This is a genomic window from Aeromonas rivipollensis (assembly GCF_010974825.1).
Taxonomy (GTDB): Bacteria; Pseudomonadota; Gammaproteobacteria; order Enterobacterales; family Aeromonadaceae; genus Aeromonas; species Aeromonas rivipollensis.
Genome location: NZ_JAAILA010000003.1, coordinates 187,900 through 209,582, shown reverse-complemented (window position 1 = coordinate 209,582; position 21,683 = coordinate 187,900). Strand labels below are relative to the sequence as shown.

Annotated in this window: 14 protein-coding genes and 1 tRNA gene; 9 read left to right on the top strand and 6 right to left on the bottom strand. The window is 62.6% G+C overall.

Going from position 1 to position 21,683, the window contains the following annotated elements; all coding sequences use genetic code 11:
• Positions 1–45 precede the first annotated feature (45 nt).
• Both G4923_RS01800 and G4923_RS01795 read right to left on the bottom strand, forming a co-directional pair.
• Positions 46–714, bottom strand: coding sequence for a class I SAM-dependent methyltransferase (locus tag G4923_RS01800; RefSeq protein WP_163135252.1), 669 nt, complete (start codon positions 712–714; stop codon positions 46–48).
• A gap of 99 nt (positions 715–813) precedes the next feature.
• A complete protein-coding gene (locus G4923_RS01795; protein ID WP_059168626.1) occupies positions 814–1,455 on the bottom strand; it encodes a TetR family transcriptional regulator in 642 nt (213 codons plus the stop codon).
• A 152-nt stretch (positions 1,456–1,607) separates the two neighbouring features.
• Here G4923_RS01795 and G4923_RS01790 point away from each other — a divergent pair, with 152 nt between their 5' ends.
• From G4923_RS01790 to G4923_RS01775, 4 genes are all read left to right on the top strand, one after another.
• The gene (locus G4923_RS01790; RefSeq protein WP_163135250.1) at positions 1,608–2,801 is read left to right on the top strand and encodes an efflux RND transporter periplasmic adaptor subunit; all 1,194 of its coding nucleotides are present in this window, start codon (positions 1,608–1,610) and stop codon (positions 2,799–2,801) included.
• Positions 2,802–2,818: 17 nt separating this feature from the next.
• Positions 2,819–5,968 carry an efflux RND transporter permease subunit gene (locus tag G4923_RS01785; protein ID WP_059168624.1) on the top strand — a complete coding sequence of 1,050 codons (3,150 nt, stop codon included), beginning with the start codon at positions 2,819–2,821 and terminating at the stop codon, positions 5,966–5,968.
• Positions 5,961–7,376 (top strand): efflux transporter outer membrane subunit, encoded by a 1,416-nt coding sequence (locus G4923_RS01780; protein ID WP_163135248.1) that lies wholly within the window; start codon positions 5,961–5,963, stop codon positions 7,374–7,376. The genes G4923_RS01785 and G4923_RS01780 overlap by 8 nt, the downstream gene beginning before the upstream one ends.
• 341 nt (positions 7,377–7,717) lie before the next feature.
• Entirely contained in the window at positions 7,718–8,713 is a 996-nt protein-coding gene (locus G4923_RS01775) for a sulfate ABC transporter substrate-binding protein (protein ID WP_106886324.1), read from the top strand.
• 246 nt (positions 8,714–8,959) lie between these two features.
• Here the strand turns inward: G4923_RS01775 and G4923_RS01770 are convergent.
• Positions 8,960–9,035 (bottom strand) — tRNA-Thr (locus G4923_RS01770).
• An 86-nt stretch (positions 9,036–9,121) separates the two neighbouring features.
• Entirely contained in the window at positions 9,122–9,862 is a 741-nt protein-coding gene (locus G4923_RS01765; RefSeq protein WP_106886325.1) for a phosphatase, read from the bottom strand.
• A 463-nt stretch (positions 9,863–10,325) separates the two neighbouring features.
• On the opposite strand from G4923_RS01765, the gene psrA reads away from it, so the two are divergent.
• From psrA to G4923_RS01745, 4 genes are all read left to right on the top strand, one after another.
• Positions 10,326–10,979, top strand: coding sequence for a TetR family transcriptional repressor PsrA (psrA, locus tag G4923_RS01760; protein WP_139744455.1), 654 nt, complete (start codon positions 10,326–10,328; stop codon positions 10,977–10,979).
• 47 nt (positions 10,980–11,026) lie between these two features.
• Positions 11,027–13,351 carry an acyl-CoA dehydrogenase gene (locus tag G4923_RS01755; RefSeq protein WP_106886327.1) on the top strand — a complete coding sequence of 775 codons (2,325 nt, stop codon included), beginning with the start codon at positions 11,027–11,029 and terminating at the stop codon, positions 13,349–13,351.
• Between the two features lie 162 nt (positions 13,352–13,513).
• Positions 13,514–16,576: an efflux RND transporter permease subunit gene (locus tag G4923_RS01750; RefSeq protein WP_163135246.1), complete on the top strand. Its 3,063-nt coding sequence runs from the start codon at positions 13,514–13,516 to the stop codon at positions 16,574–16,576.
• A 14-nt stretch (positions 16,577–16,590) separates the two neighbouring features.
• The gene (locus G4923_RS01745; protein WP_163135244.1) at positions 16,591–17,625 is read left to right on the top strand and encodes an efflux RND transporter periplasmic adaptor subunit; all 1,035 of its coding nucleotides are present in this window, start codon (positions 16,591–16,593) and stop codon (positions 17,623–17,625) included.
• 66 nt (positions 17,626–17,691) lie between these two features.
• Here the strand turns inward: G4923_RS01745 and pyk are convergent, their stop codons facing one another.
• Entirely contained in the window at positions 17,692–19,131 is a 1,440-nt protein-coding gene (pyk, locus tag G4923_RS01740) for a pyruvate kinase (protein WP_106886329.1), read from the bottom strand.
• Positions 19,132–19,292: 161 nt separating this feature from the next.
• Positions 19,293–20,147 carry a MurR/RpiR family transcriptional regulator gene (locus G4923_RS01735; protein ID WP_167402227.1) on the bottom strand — a complete coding sequence of 285 codons (855 nt, stop codon included), beginning with the start codon at positions 20,145–20,147 and terminating at the stop codon, positions 19,293–19,295.
• 348 nt (positions 20,148–20,495) lie between these two features.
• Between G4923_RS01735 and glk the strand changes: the two genes are divergently transcribed.
• On the top strand, positions 20,496–21,464 hold the full coding sequence (glk, locus tag G4923_RS01730) for a glucokinase (RefSeq protein ID WP_163135242.1): 969 nt from the start codon (positions 20,496–20,498) through the stop codon (positions 21,462–21,464).
• Positions 21,465–21,683 lie beyond the last annotated feature (219 nt).

Below are 21,683 nucleotides of genomic sequence, written 5' to 3'. Positions count from 1 at the left end.
CGCATCTTGTCTGCCATCACCTGGTTAACTCAGAGTTAAATATTGTTACCTGGATGCTGAATCACGTCGGGCACCCTGTCTGGATCGACGGCCGCGATATTGATTAATTGTGGCGGTATTGGGGTCGCGGATCAGCAGGGCATGGAGCCAGCGGCCATGCACCGCATCCTGGCTGCACCAGCTCTGATGCAGCTCAAACGGCAGGGGGGCGATCAATTGCGTCAACCGGGCCTCATCGAGCCGGGTCAGCAGCGGATATTCCTCCTGTGAGGGGGGCAAGGAGCTGGCGGGTTCACTCTCGCCATAGGGGAAGGAGCAGTAGAGGGGCCCCTGGGGTTTGAGCAGGCCGGCGAGGTGCATCAGGGCGGGGGCCAGCTCGTCCTCGGTCAGGCAGGGCAGCGAGCCGCTGGCCCAGATGCCGTCATAGGGCAGCACGTTGTGCATCTGCTCGAAGCGGCAGACCCGCACCGGCTGGCCGCACAGGCGCGAGGCGGCGCTGGCCTGACTCAGGCTGGCATCGAAGGCGGTGACCATGAACCCCAGCTCCCGAAAATGGTGCAGATCCTCCCCCGCGCCGCAGCCCGCTTCCAGCAGATGGGCGCCCGGCTGCAGGCGGGCCAGGAAGGGGGAGTGGGCCTGGCCGATGAGGGCGGGGCGGGGCGCCTGAAGGGCAGCGTTTTGGGTGCCTTGGGCGGGTGAGAGTGACAGTGGCATAGGGCTCGTCTCTAAGGTGGGCGGCTACTCTAGCAAATTTGCCCCGCTCTGTTCAGATCTGCTGAGGATCCTCCCCGGCCCTTGGCGGCGCCAGCGCCATCAGGGGCGGCGCAGAAGCGAGGGAGAGGGGTTGGCTAGCAGGCCGAACAGGGTGTCGAGCAGGAAGTCGGCCTCCTGAACAAGGTTGATGCGCTCCGGGAAGTGCAGCCAGTTGATGATGTAGCCATCCAGGGTGCAGTGCAGCAGCGTGGTGGCGCGGCGCAGATCCAGCCCTTGGGGCAGGTGGCCGAGGCGCACTGCGTTGCCCAGGGTGATCTCCAGATCCCGGAAGAAGTTGATGGATTGCTGACGCATGTGATCCCGCAGGGAGATGGCCTCTCCTTCCAGCGACTCCAGATTGAACATGATGGTGAACATCTGCTGGTGGGCGGGTTCTGTGCTGATCTTGCATATCACCTCCTTGAGGAAGAGGCGCAGCTTGCCGAGGGGATCCGGCTCCTGCTCATCCACACAGGCATCGAGCTGGTGGGAGAGGGGGGCGCACAGCTCCTCCCACAGGGTGACGAACAGCTCCTCCTTGTTCTTGAAGTGCCAGTAGATGGCACCCCGGGTCAGGTCTGCCGCCTTGGCGATGTCGGTCAGGTTGGTCTTCGCCAATCCCTGTTGGCAGAACAGATTCAGGGCCGTGCTCATGATGTGGCAGCGGGTCTGCTGCGCTTCTTCTTTGGTTCTTCTGGCCATCGGATCTGTACCTGTTAAAAGGGGAAAAAGTTACTTACATACATTTATGAATGTATGTATATTGCCTCATCTTCGCAGTTTTACCAACAGGGGCCCTATAAACCCTGTGGTTTTGTGGTTTTTTTTGTTTGAAACAGAGGCTCAGAAACTCCATGCATAAACACATTCTCGCACGTTCGGTGGGCCTTGCCTTGTTGGCAAGCGGCCTGCTGGCTGGTTGTGGCGACAAGGGCGAGGCCGGGCAAGGGGCGGGCGAGATGCCGCCTGCCGCCGTGGACGTGGTCACTCTCCATGCCGCACCGCTGCAACTCATGTCCGAGCTCACCGGCCGCACCGCCCCCCTGCGGGTGGCCGAGGTGCGTCCCCAGGTGAATGGCATCATCCTCAAGCGCCTGTTCACCGAAGGCAGCGACGTCAAGGCCGGCCAGTTGCTGTACCAGATCGATCCCGCCGTCTATCAGGCCGCCGTCGCCAGCGCCAAGGCCAATCTGGCCAAGGCACAGGCCAACGAGCAGAGCGCCCGTCTCAAGGCCCAGCGTTATGCCGAGCTGGTGAAGGTGAAAGCCATCAGCCGTCAGGAGTATGACGACGCCGACGCAGCCTGGAAACAGCAGGTTGCCGAGATCGGGGCCGCCAAGGCCGCCCTGCAGAGCGCCAACATCAACCTGGCCTATACCAAGATCACCGCCCCCATCAGCGGCCGCATCGGCAAGTCTGCGGTGACCGAGGGTGCCCTGGTCACCGCCCAGCAGGCGGACAGCCTCACCTCCATCTCGCAGCTCGATCCCATGTATGTGGACGTGCGCCAGTCCACCGCCGATCTGCTGCGCCTCAAGCGCCAGGTCGCTGCCGGCAAGCTCGTCCAGGACGAGAGCAAGGGCGCCAAGGTGCGCTTCCAGCTGGAAGATGGCAGCCAGTACAGCGAAGAGGGCTCATTGCAGTTCTCCGATGTGACAGTGGACGAGACCACCGGCATGGTGACCCTGCGGGTCCTGGTCCCGAATCCCCATGATCTGCTGCTGCCCGGTATGTTCATGCGCGCCACCCTGCAAGAGGGCGAGCGCCCGCAAGGCTTGCTGGTGCCACAGACCGCCGTGACCCGCACGCCCAAAGGCGGTGCCACCGTCATGGTGGTGACCGCGGACAACAAGGTCGAGCTGCGGGAAGTGCAGCTCAGCCGCGTGGTTGGCGACAGCTGGGTGGTGGAGTCCGGCCTCAAGGCCGGCGAGAAGGTGATAGTGGCTGGTCTGCAGAAGGTCAAACCCGGTGCCCTGGTGGCGCCCGCTGAGCGCGCCAGCAACACCACGACAGCACAAGCCGATCAGACCCAGGTCACCAAGCAGTAGGATGGAGTAGTCGCCTCATGGCACGATTTTTCATAGACAGACCCATTTTCGCCTGGGTGATTGCCCTGGTGATCATGCTGGCCGGGGCCATGGCCATCATAGGCCTGCCGGTCGCCCAGTACCCGACCATAGCCCCGCCGGCCGTCGGCATTTCTGCCAGCTACCCGGGGGCGTCCGCCAAGACGGTGGAAGACTCGGTGACCCAGATCATCGAGCAGAACATGACGGGGCTGGATCACCTGCTCTACATGTCTGCCCAGTCGGATTCGTCCGGTAACGTCAGCGTGACCCTCACCTTCAAGCCGGGCACGGATCCCGACATCGCCCAGGTGCAGGTGCAAAACAAGTTGCAGCAGGCCATGTCGCTCTTGCCCCAAGAGGTGCAACAGCAGGGTGTGCGGGTCCAGAAGACCTCCAGCAGCTTCCTGATGGTGGCGGCCTTCATCTCCACCGATGGCAGCATGACCAACGACGATCTGGCCGATTACGTGGTCTCCAACATCAAGGAGCCCCTGAGTCGGCTGGATGGGGTGGGTGACATCACCTTGTTCGGCAGCCAGTACTCCATGCGAGTCTGGCTGGATCCCCACAAGCTCAACCGGGTACAGATGACCCCGGGAGACGTGCAGGCCGCCATCCAGGCCCAGAACGCCCAGGTAGCCTTCGGCAAGCTGGGGGGCACCCCTGCGGTGAACGATCAGCAGTTCACCGCCACCATCATGGGGCAGACCCGTCTCTCCACCCCGGAGGAGTTCAACAACATACTGCTGCGGGTGAACCAGGATGGCTCCAAGGTGCTGCTCAAGGACGTAGCCCGGGTCGAGCTCGCCGGCGAAAGCTACGATGCCTCCGCCCTCTACAACGGTCAGGCCACGGCGGCGCTGGCGATCAAGCTGGCCACCGGGGCCAATGCCCTGGATACCGCGGACGAGGTGCGCGGCAAGCTCGATGAGCTGTCGGGCTACTTCCCGGCCAACATGAAGATCGTCTACCCCTACGACACCACGCCCTTTGTGAAGATCTCCATCGAGGAGGTGGTGCAGACGCTGATCGAGGCCATCTTCCTGGTGTTCTGCGTCATGTATCTGTTCCTGCAGAACTTCCGGGCGACCCTGATCCCGACCATAGCGGTGCCCGTGGTGCTGCTCGGTACCTTCGGGGTCATGGCGGCCTTCGGCTTCTCCATCAACACCCTGACCATGTTCGGTCTGGTGCTCGCCATCGGCTTGCTGGTGGATGACGCCATCGTCGTGGTGGAGAACGTGGAGCGGCTGATGAGCGAGGAGGGGCTCTCCCCGCTTGAGGCGACCCGCAAGTCCATGACCCAGATCACCGGCGCCCTGGTGGGCATAGCCCTGGTGCTGTCGGCGGTATTCGTGCCCATGGCCTTCTTCGGCGGCTCGACCGGCGCCATCTATCGCCAGTTCTCCCTCACCATAGTCTCGGCCATGGTGCTCTCTGTGCTGGTGGCGTTGATCCTGACCCCGGCGCTCTGTGCCACCCTGCTCAAACCCATGAAACACGGGGAGTTCGGTGCCCAGCGCGGCTTCTTCGGCTGGTTCAACCGCTTCTTCGACACCAATGCCAACCGTTACCAGAACGGCGTGCGCAAGGTGATCAAGCAGGGGACCCGTTACAGCATCATCTATCTGGCCATGCTGGCGGTGCTGGCGGTGCTCTTCATGCGCCTGCCCACCTCCTTCCTGCCGGAAGAGGATCAGGGGGTCATCATGTCCATGGTGCAGCTGCCGGTGGGGGCCACCAAGGAGCGTACCGAGGTTGTGCTGGCCGACATGCGCGACTACTTCCTCAAGAACGAGAAGGACAACGTCGATTCGGTGCTGACGGTGGCGGGCTTCAGCTTCGCCGGTAGCGGCCAGAACAGCGGCATGGCCTTCATCAAGTTGAAGGACTGGAGCGAGCGTAAAGGCGAGGAGCGCAGTGCCAATGCCATCATAGGCCGCGCCATGGGCTATCTGTTCAGCATCAAGGAGGCGCAGGTCTTCGCCTTCAACCTGCCTCCCATCCCGGAACTCGGCACGGCCACCGGCTTCGACTTCTTCCTGCAGGACCGCGGTGGTCTGGGGCACGAGAAGCTGATGCAGGCCCGTAACCAGTTGCTCGGCATGGCGGCGCAGGATCCCAACCTGGTGCGGGTACGCCCGAACGGGATGGAAGACACCCCCCAGCTCGACATCAAGATAGATTACGAGAAGGCGCTGGCCCAGGGGCTCTCCATCAGCGACATCAACAACACCTTGTCGGCGGCCTGGGGCTCTTCTTACGTGAACGACTTCGTCGACAGAGGCCGGGTCAAGAAGGTCTATCTGCAGGCGGATGCCCCCTTCCGGATGAACCCGGAGGATCTGAAGCTATGGTACGTGCGCAACAGTGCGGGCCAGATGGTGCCCTTCTCCGCCTTCGCCAGCACCGAGTGGAGCTTCGGCTCGCCCCGTCTGGAGCGCTACAACGGCGTCTCCGCCATGGAGATAGTCGGTGAAGCGGCCCCCGGCAAGAGTACGGGTGACGCCATGGCGGCCATAGAGCAGATGGTGAAACAGCTGCCGGAAGGCATAGGCATAGAGTGGACGGGGCTCTCCTTCCAGGAGCGTCAGGCAGGCTCCCAGGCGCCGGCGCTCTACGCCATCTCGCTCTTGGTGGTCTTCCTCTGTCTGGCGGCGCTGTACGAGAGCTGGAGCATTCCGTTCTCTGTCATGCTGGTGGTGCCGCTCGGGGTGCTGGGCGCCATACTGGCGGCCACCCTGCGGGGCCTGGAGAATGACGTCTATTTCCAGGTGGGCCTGCTCACCACTATCGGGCTGTCGGCCAAGAACGCCATCCTGATCGTGGAGTTCGCCAAGGAGCTCCATGACAAGGGGATGAAGCTCGGCGATGCGGTGGTGGAAGCCTCCCGTCAGCGTCTGCGTCCGATCTTGATGACCTCCCTCGCCTTCATCCTCGGCGTCTTGCCGCTGGTGATAAGCACAGGTGCCGGCGCCAGCAGCCGCAACGCCATCGGCACCGGCGTCATGGGGGGGATGATCACGGCCACAGTGCTCGCCATCTTCTTCGTGCCGCTCTTCTTCGTGCTGGTGATGCGTTACTTCACCAAGCAGAGTTCAGCCGAGGAGCGCGCCGCGCTGACCAAGGAGACCCAACATGACTAAGACCCTGGTCGCCCTGAGTGTGACGCTGCTGCTGGGGGCCTGCTCCATGGCCCCCGATTACCAACGCCCCGAGGTGCCGCAAGGCGCCTCCTGGCAAGAGAACCTCGCCACCCAGGGGGCGCTGGCCCCCTGGCAGCAACAGTTCCTCGATCCGGCGCTGCAAAAGCTGATCGACACCGCCCTTGAGAACAACCGGGATCTGCGGCTCGCGGCCCTCAACGTCGAGGCCTATGAGGCCAGATACCGGATCCAGCGGGCGGCCCAGTTGCCGACCCTGGCCGCCAGCGGCTCAGGCACCCGTCAGCAGGGATCCGACGATCTCAGCGGCACGGGGCAGGGGAGCATCAGCAGCCAGTACGGCGCCGACATCGGCATCACCGCCTATGAGCTGGACCTGTTTGGCCGGATCCAGAGCCTGAAAGATCAGGCGCTGGAGAACTACCTGGCGCAAATCGAGACCCAGCGCAGCACCCAGATAGCGCTGATCGCCTCGGTGGCGAATGCCTACCTCACCCTGCTGGCGGATCAGGAGCTGCTGGCGCTGAGCCAGGCGACGCTGGCGACCGAGCAGGAGAGCTATGCCCTGACCCAGCACAAGTACCGGTTGGGGGCGGCCTCCGAGATGGAGCTGGCGCAGGGGCGCACCGCGCTTGAGAACGCCCGGGTCAGCCAGGCGCAATACCAGCGTCAGGTGAAACAGGACAGAAACGGTCTGGCCCTGCTGCTCGGCACAGAAGTGCCGGTACTGGAGGGGCAACCGGCGACCCTGGCCGAGGTGCAACTGGCCGCCATCCCGGTGGGGGCCCCTTCCAGCCTGCTGCAACAGAGACCCGACATACTGGCGGCGGAGCACAGCCTGAAGGCGGCCAACGCCAATATAGGCGCGGCCCGTGCCGCCTTCTTCCCGACCATCTCGCTCACCGCGACGGCGGGCACCGCCAGCAACCAGCTGAGCGGGCTGTTTGACGGCGGCACCGGCACCTGGACCTTCATGCCCCAGATAAACCTGCCCATCTTCGACGGTGGCAAGCGGGTGGCAGATTTGGACGTGGCCGAAGTCGGCACCAAGCAGGCGGTGGCGAGCTACGAGAAGAGCATCCAGACCGCCTTCAAGGAGGTCGCGGATACCCTCGGTGCCCAGGCGGACTACCAGCAGCAGCTGCAGGCCCAGCAGGATCTGGTGGATGCCAACCAGACCTACTTCAAGCTGGCGGAGTTCCGCTACGAGCAAGGGGTGGACAGCTATCTGACGAGGCTGGATGCCCAGCGATCTCTGTTCAGCGCCAGACAGGGGCTGATCAGCACCCGCCTGGCCCAGCTCAGCAACCAGGTCGCCCTCTACAAGGCGGTCGGTGGCGGCTGGCAGGCACCCAAGGAGGCCCCGGCGGCCTCCGAAGGGCAGGGCTAGTCTCTCTCGCTGACAACGTGACAGCCACAGGGTGAACCATCTGGTTCGCCCTGTTTTTTTAGGTGCGATTGACCATGCAAAGCCCAGCCTGGTTGCGGGGAGAAACCCGCCCAGACCGGGAGCAAGCCTGCACAAGCGCCTTCTAGGATGTGCACCAGCCCTTACCGTCATCACCGGCCAGAGAAAACCGGCGACCGGCTCGCAGTCAGCATCCGGTTCGTTCGCTGAGTCCGGCCGAGGGGATGCTATTAATCGCATAAGCTACGCACTAATTATTCTTTCAAAGAATAAATGGGGGGATCTTATAGTTGGTCACTCGACTCTCATTCCAAGGACGTGCAATGAAACGACTCCTGCCCGCCACCCTGTTCGCCGCAGGACTGGCCCTGGCCCCGCTGGCCCAGGCCGCCACCCTGCTCAACGCCTCTTACGACGTGATGCGTGACTTCTACAAGGACTACAACGCCGCCTTCCAGAAACACTGGCAGGCGGAAGGCGGCGAGCCGCTGCAGATCAATATGTCCCACGGCGGCTCGAGCAAGCAGGCGCGGGCAGTCATCGACGGCCTGCCCGCCGATGTCATCACCATGAACATGGCCACCGACATCAACGCCCTGGCCGAGCATGGCGGCCTGGTCCCGAAAGAGTGGGCGGCCCGCCTGCCGGACAACAGCGCGCCCTTCACCTCGGCCACTGTGTTCATCGTGCGCAAGGGCAACCCCAAGGGGCTGAAGGACTGGCCTGATCTGCTCAAGGAGGGGGTACAAGTGATAGTGCCCAACCCCAAGACCTCGGGGAACGGCCGCTACACCTACCTGTCGGCCTGGGGCTATGTACTGGAGCAGGGGGGCGACGAGCAGGCGGCCAGGGCGTTCGTCGGCAAGCTGTTCAAGCAAGTCCCCGTGCTCGACACCGGTGGCCGCGCGGCTACCACCACCTTCATCCAGAACCGCATAGGCGACGTGCTGATCACCTTCGAGAACGAAGCCGAGATGATAGCCCGCGAGTTCGGTCGTGGCAGCTTCGAGGTTGTCTACCCCAGCGTCACCGCCGTGGCCGAGCTCCCGGTGGCGGTCGTCGACAAGGTGGTCGACAAGCAGGGCACCCGCAAGGAGGCTGAGGCCTACCTGACTTACCTGTGGTCTGACGAAGGCCAGCGCATCGCCGCCAACAACTACCTGCGCCCGCGAAGCCCGGCTATCCTCGCCGAATTTGCCGATCGTTTCCCGAACGCTACCTTCCTGAACGTGGTGAAGACCTTTGGCGAGTGGCCTGTTATCCAGAGCACCCACTTCAAGGAGGGAGGGGTGTTCGACCAGATCTATGCCGTGCGGTAAGAGGTGCCCGAGCGGCCAAAGCCCGGCCAGGTGCCGCCATCTTGGGACCATTCGCCTGGGGCTCATGCCTTGACTGCTGAGCCTCCCGGCTGGCGTGCAAGGGGCAGAATGGAAGAACCGGACATCGCCGGTATATGAAAGAAATGGGCTGGGCGCTCGCGGGACAAGCAGGGTCCCTGGCGGGGGCCCACATCACAAAAAGCACAAAGGGTTAGCGTCTGGATGAAGCTAACCCTTTGTTTTACCTGGTGCCGGAAACAGGAGTCGAACCTGCGACCTTCGCATTACGAATGCGCTGCTCTACCAACTGAGCTACACCGGCTTGTCCCTAGATTCCCGAAAATGTGCTGGCAAGTCAATGAGCCAGGACTGCTTTTATGAGCCTGCTCATGGAGTTACAGGCACACTTCAGAGATCGACAAATTCCGGAATGTGGGCGCGACCACGGCTCTCGAGAAACGCGAGCAGGGCGCGGGGGGTGCGTGCCAGGATCCGCTCCTCGGGGAAGCCAGCCTCGGTCACCAGCCGGTGGCAGTGGTCAAAATCCCCCAGGCTGAAGGCCACGTGGGAGTCTGAGCCGAAGGTGAGGTAAGCACCCAGATCCCTCGCCGCCTCGACAATGGCGCGGCAGTTGCCTTCACTGCCCGGACGGGAGTGACTGAAGGAGGAGTTGTTGATCTCCAGCGCCACCCTGTACTCGGCGGCGGCCCTGACCACGGCCTGGATGTCGATGGGGAAGGCGGGGTTGCCCGGGTGGCTTATCATGTCGACCCGGCCGCTTCGGATGGCGTTGATCATGGCCTGGGTATGGGTTGCCTGATCGCAGGGGGGGAACACGGGCTCATGGAAGCCGGCCATGATCATGTCAAGGCGCGACTCGTAGCGCTCGGGGAAGTCTATTTCGCCGTCTATGTTCTTGATGTTGGCCTCGATGCCGCGCAGTATGCCGACCCCGTCCACCACCCGTGGCAGGACGTGCAGGTTGACGAAATGCCAGAAGTGGGGCGCATCGGCCATGTCGGGACCATGATCCGTGGTGGCAAAGAGCTTGATCCCCTTGGCCTTGGCAATGGGCAGGTAATCGTGGATGGTGCTGTAGGCGTGGGTGCTGGCGACGGTGTGCGTGTGGGTATCGACCTGGTACTTCATCTTTTCTCCCCTCTGGCATGAGGCGCCAGCATAGCAAGATTGGCGGAGTCGGGCCATGTGGCGGCCTGCCATACTTTGTCACAAATTACGCCAGGACTGACAAAGTCTGACCATCTTTGTCTGCGAGCATAGCCCCATCGATGCAAGCCTGAACTCTCATCGATGAGTCGAAACTGGATGATTCGACTCACTTTTCCCCACCGTCGCCCCTGCGACGGTTTTTTTTCGCCCGCAATTCTCGCCGCCATCCGGATAAAAAAATGCCCAACTAGCATGGCGCAAGTTGGGCGAGACTTAATGTTTAATTGCAGTGGCATAGATATAGAGTCCTGCCTGGCCGCTAAGTTCCCATCTTGTTCCCGCTTTTTTGGTTGAAAACATTTCGCCAACACCTGTTCACATTCTCTTGACATGACTGGGCGTGAAACGTACTTTTTAAACATTCGTTTAAGTGAGGTGTCCAGTGAGTAAAATCGATACCAAAAACCGTATTCTCGACGCCGCCGAGGTGCTGTTTGCCGAGCGGGGATTCGCCGATACCTCGTTGCGTCTGATCACCAGTGAGGCCGATGTGAACCTGGCCTCGGTCAACTATCACTTCGGCTCCAAAAAGGAGCTGATCCAGGCGGTGCTCGATCGCTACCTGAGTATCTTCATGCCTGAGCTGGATGCTCGCCTTCAGACCTTGATGGCCCAGGAGCAGCTGACCCTGCTGCAGGTGTTCGAAAGTTTCGTCGAGCCCCTGATGAAGCTGGTGGCGGTGCGGGCCAACGGCCCGGCGCTCTTCATGCAGTTGCTGGGGCGCGGCTACATTGACAGCCAGGGCCACCTGCGTCGCTTCATCACCACCCACTACGGGGCGACGCTGCACGGGATCACCCAGGCTATTTCCAAGGCCAACCCGGCCCTGTCGCCGGCGGATCTCTTCTGGCGCCTGCACTTCACCCTGGGCACAGTCGTGTTCACCATGGCCTCCGCCGATGCCCTGCGTGACATCGCCCAGGCCGATTTTGGCCAGCAGCTCGATGTGGAAGGGCTGGTGCGCAACGTTATTCCTTATCTGGCGTCCGGTGTCGGGGCGCCCGTGGAGTCGACCAGGCTCTCCCTGGCCGTGTAACACCTAACAATAATCAACGGAAACAGTGAAATAGAAGGAACTTCGGTATGATCACATTGCTTGTCCTGCTGGTGCTGGCGATAGCCGTGGTACTCGGCGTGCCCGCCATCCGTAAAAAGGTGGTGACCCGTCCTGTGTTCGGCATCTTCAAGAAGATACTGCCACCCTTGTCGGCCACCGAGCGGGAGGCCATGGAAGCCGGCTCCGTCTGGTGGGATGGCGAGCTGTTTCGCGGCAATCCGGACTGGAAGAAACTGCACGGTTACGGCAAGGCCGAACTGAGTGCCGAGGAGCAGGCCTTCATCGACAATCAGGTCGAGACCCTGCTCGCCATGGTGGACGACTTCAAGATCGTCAACGAAACCAAAGACCTGCCAGAGCCGGTCTGGGACTATCTGAAGAAGGAAGGCTTCTTCTCCCTGATCATTCCGAAATCCTATGGCGGTCGCGAGTTCTCGGCGATTGCCAACTCCACCATAGTCACCCGCATCGCCACCAAGAGCCTGAGCGTGGCGGTCACCGTCATGGTGCCGAACTCCCTCGGCCCGGGCGAGCTGCTGATGCACTACGGTACCCAGGCCCAGAAGGACTTCTGGCTGCCGGGGCTGGCCAACGGCAAGGAAGTGCCCTGCTTCGCCCTGACCGGGCCGGAAGCGGGCTCGGACGCTGGCGCCATTCCTGACAAGGGGATCGTCTGCAAGGGCATGTACAAGGGTGAAGAGGTACTGGGTATTCGCCTGAACTGGAACAAGCGCTATATCACCCTGGCGCCGCGCGCCACAGTGCTGGGCCTGGCGTTCAAGCTCTATGACCCGGAGAAGCTGCTGGGTGACAAGGAAGAGCTCGGCATCACCTGCGCCCTCATCCCCACCAGCCACCCGGGCGTGCGGGTCGGTGATCGCCACTACCCCATGGGGCTAGCGTTCCTGAACGGCCCGACCTTCGGCAAGGATGTGTTCATTCCGCTCGACTGGATCATAGGTGGCCCGGATTACGCCGGCCGTGGTTGGCGCATGCTGGTCGAATGCCTCTCCGCCGGTCGCGGCATCTCGCTGCCTGCCCTCGGCACCGCTTGCGGTCACATGGCGAGCCGCACTGTGGGGGCCTACTCCTACGTGCGCAAGCAGTTCGGCATGTCCATCGGCAAGTTTGAAGGAGTGCAGGAAGCGCTGGCCCGCATCGGCGGCCTAACCTATCAGCTGGAAGGGGCCCGTCGCATGACCGCAGGTTCCCTGGACTTGGGTCAGGCACCTGCCATAGTCACTGCCATTTCCAAGTACCACATGACCGAAATGGCCCGCCAGATCATGGATGACTCCATGGACATCCACGCCGGTCGCGCCATTCAGCTGGGCCCGAAAAACTACACCGGTTACGCCTACATGGGCATTCCGGTCGCCATCACGGTGGAAGGGGCCAACATACTGACCCGCAACCTGATGATCTTCGGGCAGGGGGCCACCCGTTGCCATCCTTATGTGTTTGCCGAGCTGGAAGCCGCCGCCGACACCGACGTGGAGCGCGGCCTCGAGAAGTTTGATGCCCTGCTGATGAAGCACATCGCCTTCGGTACCGGCAACTTCTTCGGCGCCCTGTTCCAGGGGCTGACCCTGGGTCAGTTCAACAATGCCCCTGTGGCTGGCGAAACCGCCCGCTACTACAAGCAGCTTTCTCGCATGAGTAAAGGGCTGGCCCTGTGCGCCGACGTCTCTATGCTGATGCTGGGTGGCGATCTCAAGCGCAAGGAGATGATCTCCGCCCGTCTTGGCGACGTGCTGAGCCACCTCTACCTGGCCTCCGCCACCCTCAAGCACTACGAGGATCAGGGCCGCATGGTCTCGGATCTGCCGTTCGTGCAGTACGCGGTGGAGCGCAACCTCTATCTCATCGGCAAGGCGTTCGAGGGCTTCTTCCAGAACTTCCCGAACAAGGTGGTGGGCGCAGTGCTCAAACGCGTGGTCTTCCCGTTTGGCGTGGGCTACAAGATGCCGGCAGACGAGCGTTGCCACGCCATCTGTCTGGCCATGATGACCCCGGGCGAGTTCCGCGATCGTCTGACTGCACTCTGCTACGTGGGCAAGGATGACGCTGATCCGGTCGGTCTGATGGAGCGCGCCTTCCAGGCCATGGTGGCGGTGCAACCCATCGAGAAGAAGCTGGTGCAGGCCCAGAAAGAGGGCAAGTTGCCCCGCAAGATGGCCCTGCCGGAGCTGGTGGCCGCGGCCCTGTCCCAGTCCATCCTCGGCAAGGAGGAGGCGGACAAGCTGCTGGCCGCCGATGCCCTGCGCTACGAGGCGATCCAGGTGGACAACTTCGCCCCCGGCGAGCTGGAAGGGTTGTCTCAACCGAACCCGGTTGTGCACGCCGCCTGACCCCGAGAGTGAACTGACAACCGGCCCATGTGGCCGGTTTTTTTGTTTGTTAACCAGGCATTTACAACCTCGATTAATTCCAGTTAAATGCAATGGCCCCCACCCTTGGGGCAGGAAGCAAGGCCAGCGGAATGGCCGATAACAACAACTCAGGAAGAGTGAATGAACCTCGCCAAAACGGCGATCGAACGCCCCATCTGGGTGGCGGTCTCGGTCGTGCTTATTTTTTTGCTGGGCCTGCTCAGCATCCGGGGACTGCCTGTCCAGCTGTTTCCCGACATCGATCGTCCTCACCTCAACATCTCGGTGGACTGGCGCTCGGCCTCGCCCCAGGAGATGGAGTCGGAAATCACCGACCCCATAGAGCAGGAGATGCAGGGGGTACAGGGGCTGAAAAACCTCACCAGCAACAGCTATCCCGGCTTTACCGAAATCGACATGGAGTTTGCCCTCGGCACCGACATGCAGCGGGCCCAGCTCGACGTCATCTCGCGCCTGAACCGGGTCTCCGGCCTGCCGGACAAGATCGGCGGCCCCTACGTCAACAACTACAGCAGCAACGACACCCTCACCTTCTTCTTCATCCAGCAATTGCCGGGTGCCAAGGGGGCGATCGACGATCATCAGGCGCTGATCGAGGCGAGGGTCAAGCCTGAGCTTGAGCGCATCCCCGGGGTGTCGACCGTGGAGGTGGAGGGGATCAACGAGCGTCAAATCCAGATCCGCTTCGACCCCTATCGTGCCGCCGAACTGGGGGTGGAGATACCCGTGCTCGCCAGCCGGGCAACCACTGGCTGGGACGTGTCGGCCGGCACCCTCGATATAGGCCGCTGGGAGTACAAGCTGCGCTTCGCCGGTCGCTACGATGTCGAGACGCTGGGGGACAAGGTGGTGGACTGGCGCGATGGTCTGCCCATCTACCTGCGGGATGTGGCCGAGGTGCGGCTGGCCCGGGAGGAGAACCCTGTGCTGCGCATCCAGAACGGCAACACCGCCATAGCGGCGCAGATCTTCAAGGAGAGCGGGGCCAATGCCCTGGCGGCGCTGGAGGGGATCAAGCTCAAGGTGGAGGAGCTCAACCGCGAGGTGCTGGAGCCGGTCGGTCTGCACATGGAGCAGTCGTTCGACGCCTCCCTCTACATCAACCGGGCGGTGGGCATGGTGACCGCCAACCTGGGGCTGGGAGTGCTGCTCTCCTGCGCCATCCTCTGGGTCTTCCTGCGCCAGCTCAAGGCGACCCTGATGATAGCGATCGCCATCCCCATCAGCATCATGCTCACCTTCTGCCTGCTCAAGGTGATGGGCAGGACGCTGAACATCATCTCCCTGGCGGGGATCGCCTTCGCCGTCGGCATGGTGCTGGATGCAGCCATCGTCGTGCTGGAGAGCATCTACCGGCGCCATGAGCGGGGGGATCTGAGCAAGGCCGAGGCGGCGCTGGAAGGCACCAGCCGGGTGTGGACCGCCCTGGTGGCTTCCACCCTCACCACTGTCGCCATCTTCCTGCCGGTACTCTTGCTCAACGACGTAGAAGGTCAACTGTTTGCCGATCTGGCGCTGACCATCGCCTGCGCCGTCACCGTCTCCATGCTGGTGGCGGTCACCGTGCTGCCGGCGGTCGCGGCGCGCTGGATGGGGCGCGAGCGACTGGTCGATCCCTATGAATCACTGTGGCAGCGCACCACCCGCCATGTGATCCGCTGGACCGGCACTGCCCCCCGGCGCTGGACCCTCATCGTCCTGATGATGAGCGGGCCCGTGCTGGCCAGCTGGCTGCTGCTGCCCAAGATGAACTACCTGCCGGACGTCAAGCGTGATGCCATCGATGTGTGGATGAGCTTCACCCCAGGGGTCAATCTCAAGGCCCAGCGGGAGGAGGTGATAGACACGCTCATTGCCAGGCTGGATCCCTACATGAAGGGGGAGCAGGAGCCGGCCCTCAAGAACTACTACATATTGCGCTACCCGGGCGGCGCCCAGATCGGGGTGCGCCCCAGGGACGAGACCCGGATCAAGGCGCTGGAGCAGCTCCTGATGAAACAGCTGCTGGTGGGCATACCCGATACCCGGGTCTTCGGTGGTCAGGGCTCCCTGTTTGGCGGCTTCGACAGCGAGAACGGCATCTCGTTGCTGATCCAGGGGGGCGAGTTGCCAGCGCTCTATCAGGCGGCCAGAGAGAGTATGGCCATGGTGCAGCGCGACTTGCCGGGGGCCCAGATAAGGCCTGAGCCCGGGCTCGACTTCACCGCCCCCGAGCTGCGGCTGGTGCCCCAGGACAGGCGTCTGGCCGAGGTGGGTTGGGATCGCAGCCCCTTGCCCGCCATCATCCAGACCTTCGGCGACGGCCTGCGGGTCGGCGAGTATTTCGACGGGGAGGAGCGGCTCGACATCCTGCTGATGGGCCAGGCCTCCGCCAATCCGGACGAGCTGAAGGCGGTGCCGCTCGCGACTCCGTCCGGGCGCATAGTCCCCCTCGGCGAGTTGCTGCGGGTGGAGCCTGGCCTCGGGCCTGAGAGCATCTTTCGGGCCGACGGGCGGCGCAGCATCAGCCTGCAGATCACCCCGCCTGAGGGGATGAGCATGGAGCAGGTGCTGGAGACCCTGCAGACCAAGAGCTTCGCCGCCATCCGGCCGCTGTTGCCGGTCGGGGGCGAGCTGAGGGTTGCCGGCAACGCCGACAGCCTGCAGCAGGCCCTGGACAACCTCGGCGGCATCTTCCTGTTCGCCGTGATGATACTGCTCATCTTGCTGTGGGGGGTCTTCGCCTCCCTCAAGGATGCCGTGCTGGTGCTGCTGACCCTGCCGCTCGCCACAGTGGGCGGCGTGCTGGCGCTGCACCTGAGCGGCCTGCTGGTGCCGCTGCCGATGGACTTGCTCACCATCATCGGTTTCGTGATCCTGCTGGGGCTGGTAGTCAACAACGCCATCCTGCTGGTGCACCAGACCCGCATGGCCGAGCGGGAAGGAATGAGCCGCCAGTCGGCGGTGGCCGATGCCCTGCAAAGCCGGATGAGGCCCATTGCCATGACCAGCCTCACCAGCATCTTCGGCATGCTGCCGCTGATGCTGAGCCCGAGCGAGGGCAGCGAAATCTACCGCGGGCTCGCCACCGTCATCGTCGGCGGCATGAGTTGCAGTACCCTGTTCACCCTGGTCCTGTTACCCGCCTTCCTGCGGCTGGGTGAGCGGGTCGACGCGCCCCACGCCATCCGGCAGCGGGCCTGAGAAGGAGCCTATCGATGATACAGATGTTCACAAGGATGATGATGACCCTGGCCCTGCTGGCAGCAGGGCCTGCCGGGGCAAAGGTGGTGACCCTGGCGGCCGTGACCCAGGGGGAGGCGGGGGCCAGCATCTGGGTCAGCGGCACTGTCGCGAGCCGCCAGCAGGCGGCGCTGAGCGCAGAGGTGAGTGGTCGGGTGGAGTGGATTGCCGAGTTCGGCAGCCGGGTGAAGGCGGGGGACGAGCTACTGCGCCTGGACGCCGCCACCCTGCACCTCTCCCTGGAGCAGTCCCGGGCCGAGCAAGCGAGGGAGGCGAGCAAGCTGCGCTACGCCCGCGCCGAGTTCCAGCGCCTCGAGCGGCTGCACCAGCAGAAGAGTGCCTCCCAGAGCCAGTACGACAAGGCGCGCTATGAAGTAGAGCAGGCCGAGCTGGCGGAGCAGCTGGCCCGGGTACAGGTGCGCCAGATCGAGGAGCAGTTGCAAAGAACCCACATCTTCGCCCCCTTCGATGGGGTAGTGAACGAGCACTTCATCCAGCCGGGGGAGCATGTGGACGCGGGGGAGCGGGCGCTGGAGCTGGTCAACCCGGCGCAGCCTGACATCCGGCTGCGGGCCCCCATCGTCTGGGCCAGCCAGCTGGAAGCTAAGGCCAGGTTGCGGGTGGAAGGGGAGCAGCTCAGCGGCCACGCCGTCTATTACCAGCGGGCGGCGAGCGCCGATCCCAAGTCGCGCCTCATCGAGCTGCGCCTCAGGCCAGAGCCGGGTCGTTTCATCATAGGCTCGCCGGTGCGAGTGGCGCTGCCGCTCGTGGAGCAGCAGACCATGTTGCTGCCGCGGGATGCCCTGGTGCTCGGCACCGAGGGGAGCGTGGTCTATCAGGTGGAGCAGCGCGGTGAGGCACTGACCGTGAACCGGGTGCCGGTGACTGTGCTGTTCGGGGACAATCGGCAGGTGGCGGTGAGCGGGGCCCTCAAGCAGGGGGACAGGGTGGTGGTACGCGGCGCCGGCAGCCTGCAGGATGGGGACAAGGTGGAGCTGTTTCGTGGCTGAACCTGGTTTGGCGCCATAAAAAACGGCTCCCGCGGGAGCCGTTGTTGTCTATGTCCAAGCGAGGGATTACTCGACCATCATCACCTTGCAGGTGTTGGTACTGCCCACGGTTTCCATCTTGTCGCCGTGGGTCAGCAGCACCATGTCGCCGCTCTGGACCAGGCCCTTGGCCTTGAGCACGTCCAGCGCCTCGCGGCACACCTCGTAGACCGGCTTGCTCTCGTCGCCGTCGAACAGCACAGGGGTGACACCGCGGTAGAGGTTGGTCCAGGCTAGCGTCTTGTTGTGGGGAGACATGGCGAAGATCGGCAGGCCTGAGCTGATGCGGGACATCAGCAGCGGTGTGGTGCCGGACTCGGTCAGTGCCACTATCGCCTTGACCCCTTCCAGGTGGTTGGCGGCATACATGGTGGACATGGCCACGGCCTCTTCCACCGAGGTGAAGGTGTAGCTCATGCGGTGGTTGGAGACGTTCAGGCTAGGGTGCTTCTCGGCACCCACGCAGACGCTGGCCATGGAGGTGACCGTCTCTATGGGGAACTGGCCAGCGGCGGTCTCGGCGGAGAGCATCACAGCATCTGTACCGTCCAGCACGGCGTTGGCCACGTCCATCACCTCGGCGCGGGTCGGCAGCGGGGCGTTGATCATGGACTCCATCATCTGGGTCGCGGTGATGACCACGCGGTTCAGGCGACGGGAGTGACGAATGAGCTTCTTCTGCACGCCCACCAGTTCGGGGTCGCCGATCTCGACGCCGAGATCGCCACGGGCCACCATGACGGCATCGGAGCCGAGGATGATGTCTTCCATCGCCTCGTCGCTGGCGACGGTTTCGGCGCGCTCGACCTTGGCCACTATCTTGGCGTTGGAGCCGGCTTCGCGGGCCAGTTCGCGGGCGTAGCGCAGATCATCGCCGCTGCGGGGGAAGGAGACGGCCAGGTAGTCCACGTTCATGCGGGCGGCGGTCTTGATGTCTTCCTTGTCCTTCTCGGTCAGGGCCGGAGCGGAGAGACCGCCCCCTTTCTTGTTGATGCCCTTGTTGTTGGAGAGAGGCCCGGCCACTGTGACTGTGGTGTGAATGCGGGTGCCTTCGACCTGCTCGACTTTCAGTTGCACGCGGCCATCGTCCAGCAGCAGGATGTCGCCGGCTACCACGTCGTTTGGCAGACTCTTGTAGTCGATGCCGACCTGCTCCTGGCAGCCTTCCCCCTTGCCGAGGGCGGCATCGAGAATGAACTTGTCACCGATGGCGAGGTAGATCTTGCCATCCTTGAAGGTGGAAACGCGGATCTTGGGGCCTTGCAGGTCCCCCATGATGGCCACATGACGGCCCAGCTTGGCGGCGATTTCACGCACCTGGTTGGCGCGCAGGATATGATCTTCAGGAGTGCCGTGAGAGAAGTTCATCCGCACCATGTCGGCACCGGCGCGAATGATCCCCTCGAGGATGCCGTCGCGATCGGTCGCCGGACCGAGTGTGGTTACAATCTTTGTACGTCTTGGCATGAAAGACTCCAATGTGAAGTTGATATGACTTGAAATACTGCCCCGTCAAGCATGTGGCATGGCGCCTGCTTGCAGGCCATCTGGGTGGCCTTGTGTTATTAAATTACGATACTACACCAAGCCCGGTGGCATAGACAGTCGGGGGCGGACCCCCGAATGATTCAGGAATTATGCGGGGTATCAAAGCGGGATTCGCGCAAACCTTCTTTGACTTTCTTCAGGTTTTCGCGAAATTTCATGCCACGGCGCAGGGTAAAGCCGGTTGCCAGCACGTCCACCAGGGCCAGCTGGGCGATGCGGGACGCCATCGGCATATAGACGTCGGTGTCTTCCGGCACATCCATGGAGAGCACCAGGTTGCACTCCCGGGCCAGGGGGGAATCCTTGGCGGTCATGCCGATGACGGTGGCATCGTTTTCACGGGCCAGGGCCGCGATTTCCACCAGCGCCTTGGTGCGGCCGGTGTGGGAGATCAGCACCACCACATCCCCTTCGCTGCTGTTGATGCAGCTCATGCGCATCATGACGATGTCGTCGAAGCTCACCACGGGGATGTTGAAGCGGAAGAATTTGTTCTGGGCATCGCGGGCCACGGCGGAAGAGGCGCCCAGGCCGAAGAAGCTGATCTTCTTGGACTGGGTCAGGATATCGACGCAGCGGTTGATGGCGGAGATGTCCAGGCTGTTCTTGGCGGCATCGAGACAGGCCATGGTGGATTCGAAGATCTTGGCGGTATAGGTATCGGGCCCGTCTTCCGCTTCCACGTGGCGGTTCACATAAGGGGTGCCGTTGGCCAGGCTCTGGGCCAGGTGCAGCTTGAAGTCGGGGAAGCCCTTGGTATCGAGACGACGGCAGAAGCGATTGACGGTCGGTTCGCTGACATCGGCCAGCTTGGCGAGGGTGGCAATGCTGGAGTGAATGGCGGTCTGGGGCGACGCCAGGATCACTTCAGCCACCTTACGCTCTGATTTACTGAAACTTTCCAAATTGTTCGTAATTTTATCGAGGGTATTCATCATTACCACCAGGCATTTTTGTAATTTAACTTCAGTGTCTGTGCACTAAATTCACAGCTCAAGCAGGTTTCCAATCTACTTGATGACTATACAAGACAAGCGCTTATCGGAACTAATCTCGTCCCCACAAAGTATGACTCATGTCTAATTATTTCGTGCTTTTGGTTACAAACTTCCATCCGACCCTTGAAAACGCTTACAAATGTTGCAAAGCAACAACACTGTGAGCGGGCGCACAGTTGCATTCATCCGACGCGCCGCAAGGGAAGGGGCTCGGGTAGTATTGCAACCAAATAACAATGTCGGGACGGTAAGGGCCGCCCCGAGTCGGTAACGAAGGAGTTTGTTATGCAGCATACCCATGCGCTGGTGGGCGACGTAGGCGGTACCAATGCCCGGCTGGCCCTCTGCGAGTTGGCGACCGGCGCCATTTCCCAGGCAAAGACCTATTCCGGGCTGGCCCACCCCAGCCTCGAGGCCGTGATGCGCCTCTATCTGGAGGAGCATGGCGTCAAGGTGGGCGAAGCCTGCATCGCCATCGCCTGTCCCATCAACGGCGACTGGGTCGCCATGACCAACCACAGCTGGGAGTTCTCCATCCACGAGATGCAGAGCAACCTGGGCCTGGATCGCCTGCAGGTGATCAACGATTTCACCGCCGTCTCCATGGCCGTCCCGGTGCTGGCTGAGGCGGATCGCATCCAGCTCGGGGGGGCCGCCCCCGTGGCCGGCAAGCCCATCGCCATCTATGGCGCAGGCACCGGCCTTGGGGTGGCGCACCTGGTGCAGGCGGGCGAGCAGTGGCTCAGTCTGCCGGGGGAGGGCGGTCACGTGGACTTTGCCGCCAACACGGAAGAGGAAGATGCGGTGCTGCAGGTGATGCGTGGCGAGCTGGGCCATGTGTCTGCCGAGCGTTTCCTCTCAGGCCCGGGGCTGGTCAATCTCTATCGCGGCCTGGTCAAATCCGATGGCCGTGAACCCGAGCCCTTTGCCCCCAAAGACATCACCGAGCGGGCGCTGGCGGGTGACTGCCTCGATTGCCGCCGCACCCTGAGCCTGTTCTGCGTGCTCATGGGCCGTTTTGCCGGCAACCTGGCCCTCAATATGGGCACCTTCGGCGGCGTCTATATCGCCGGCGGTATTGTGCCCCGCTTCCAGGAGTTCTTCATCGGCTCCGGCTTTCGGGTCGCCTTCGAGGACAAGGGTCGCTTCAAGCCTTATCTGAAAGACATCCCGGTGTTCCTCATCACCCATGAGGGCCCCGGCCTGCTGGGGGCGGGCGCCTATCTGCGCCAGTCCCTCGGGTTCCGCCTCTGAGGCGGATAAAGAATGCACAAATGGTTCAGTCCCGATTCAGTGACCCTGGCGTAGAGTGACATCACGTACTCAAGAGGGCAGGGTTTCACAGGGAATTGGAAGCTGTCTTCATCCGCTGGGTGCGAATTGTCACCTGACAAGCCTGAACTGTTTCACCGGCCCTTGCGGCCGGTTTTTTTATGTCTGTCCACCTGGTGTCGTGGCATTCCCCCTATGAGG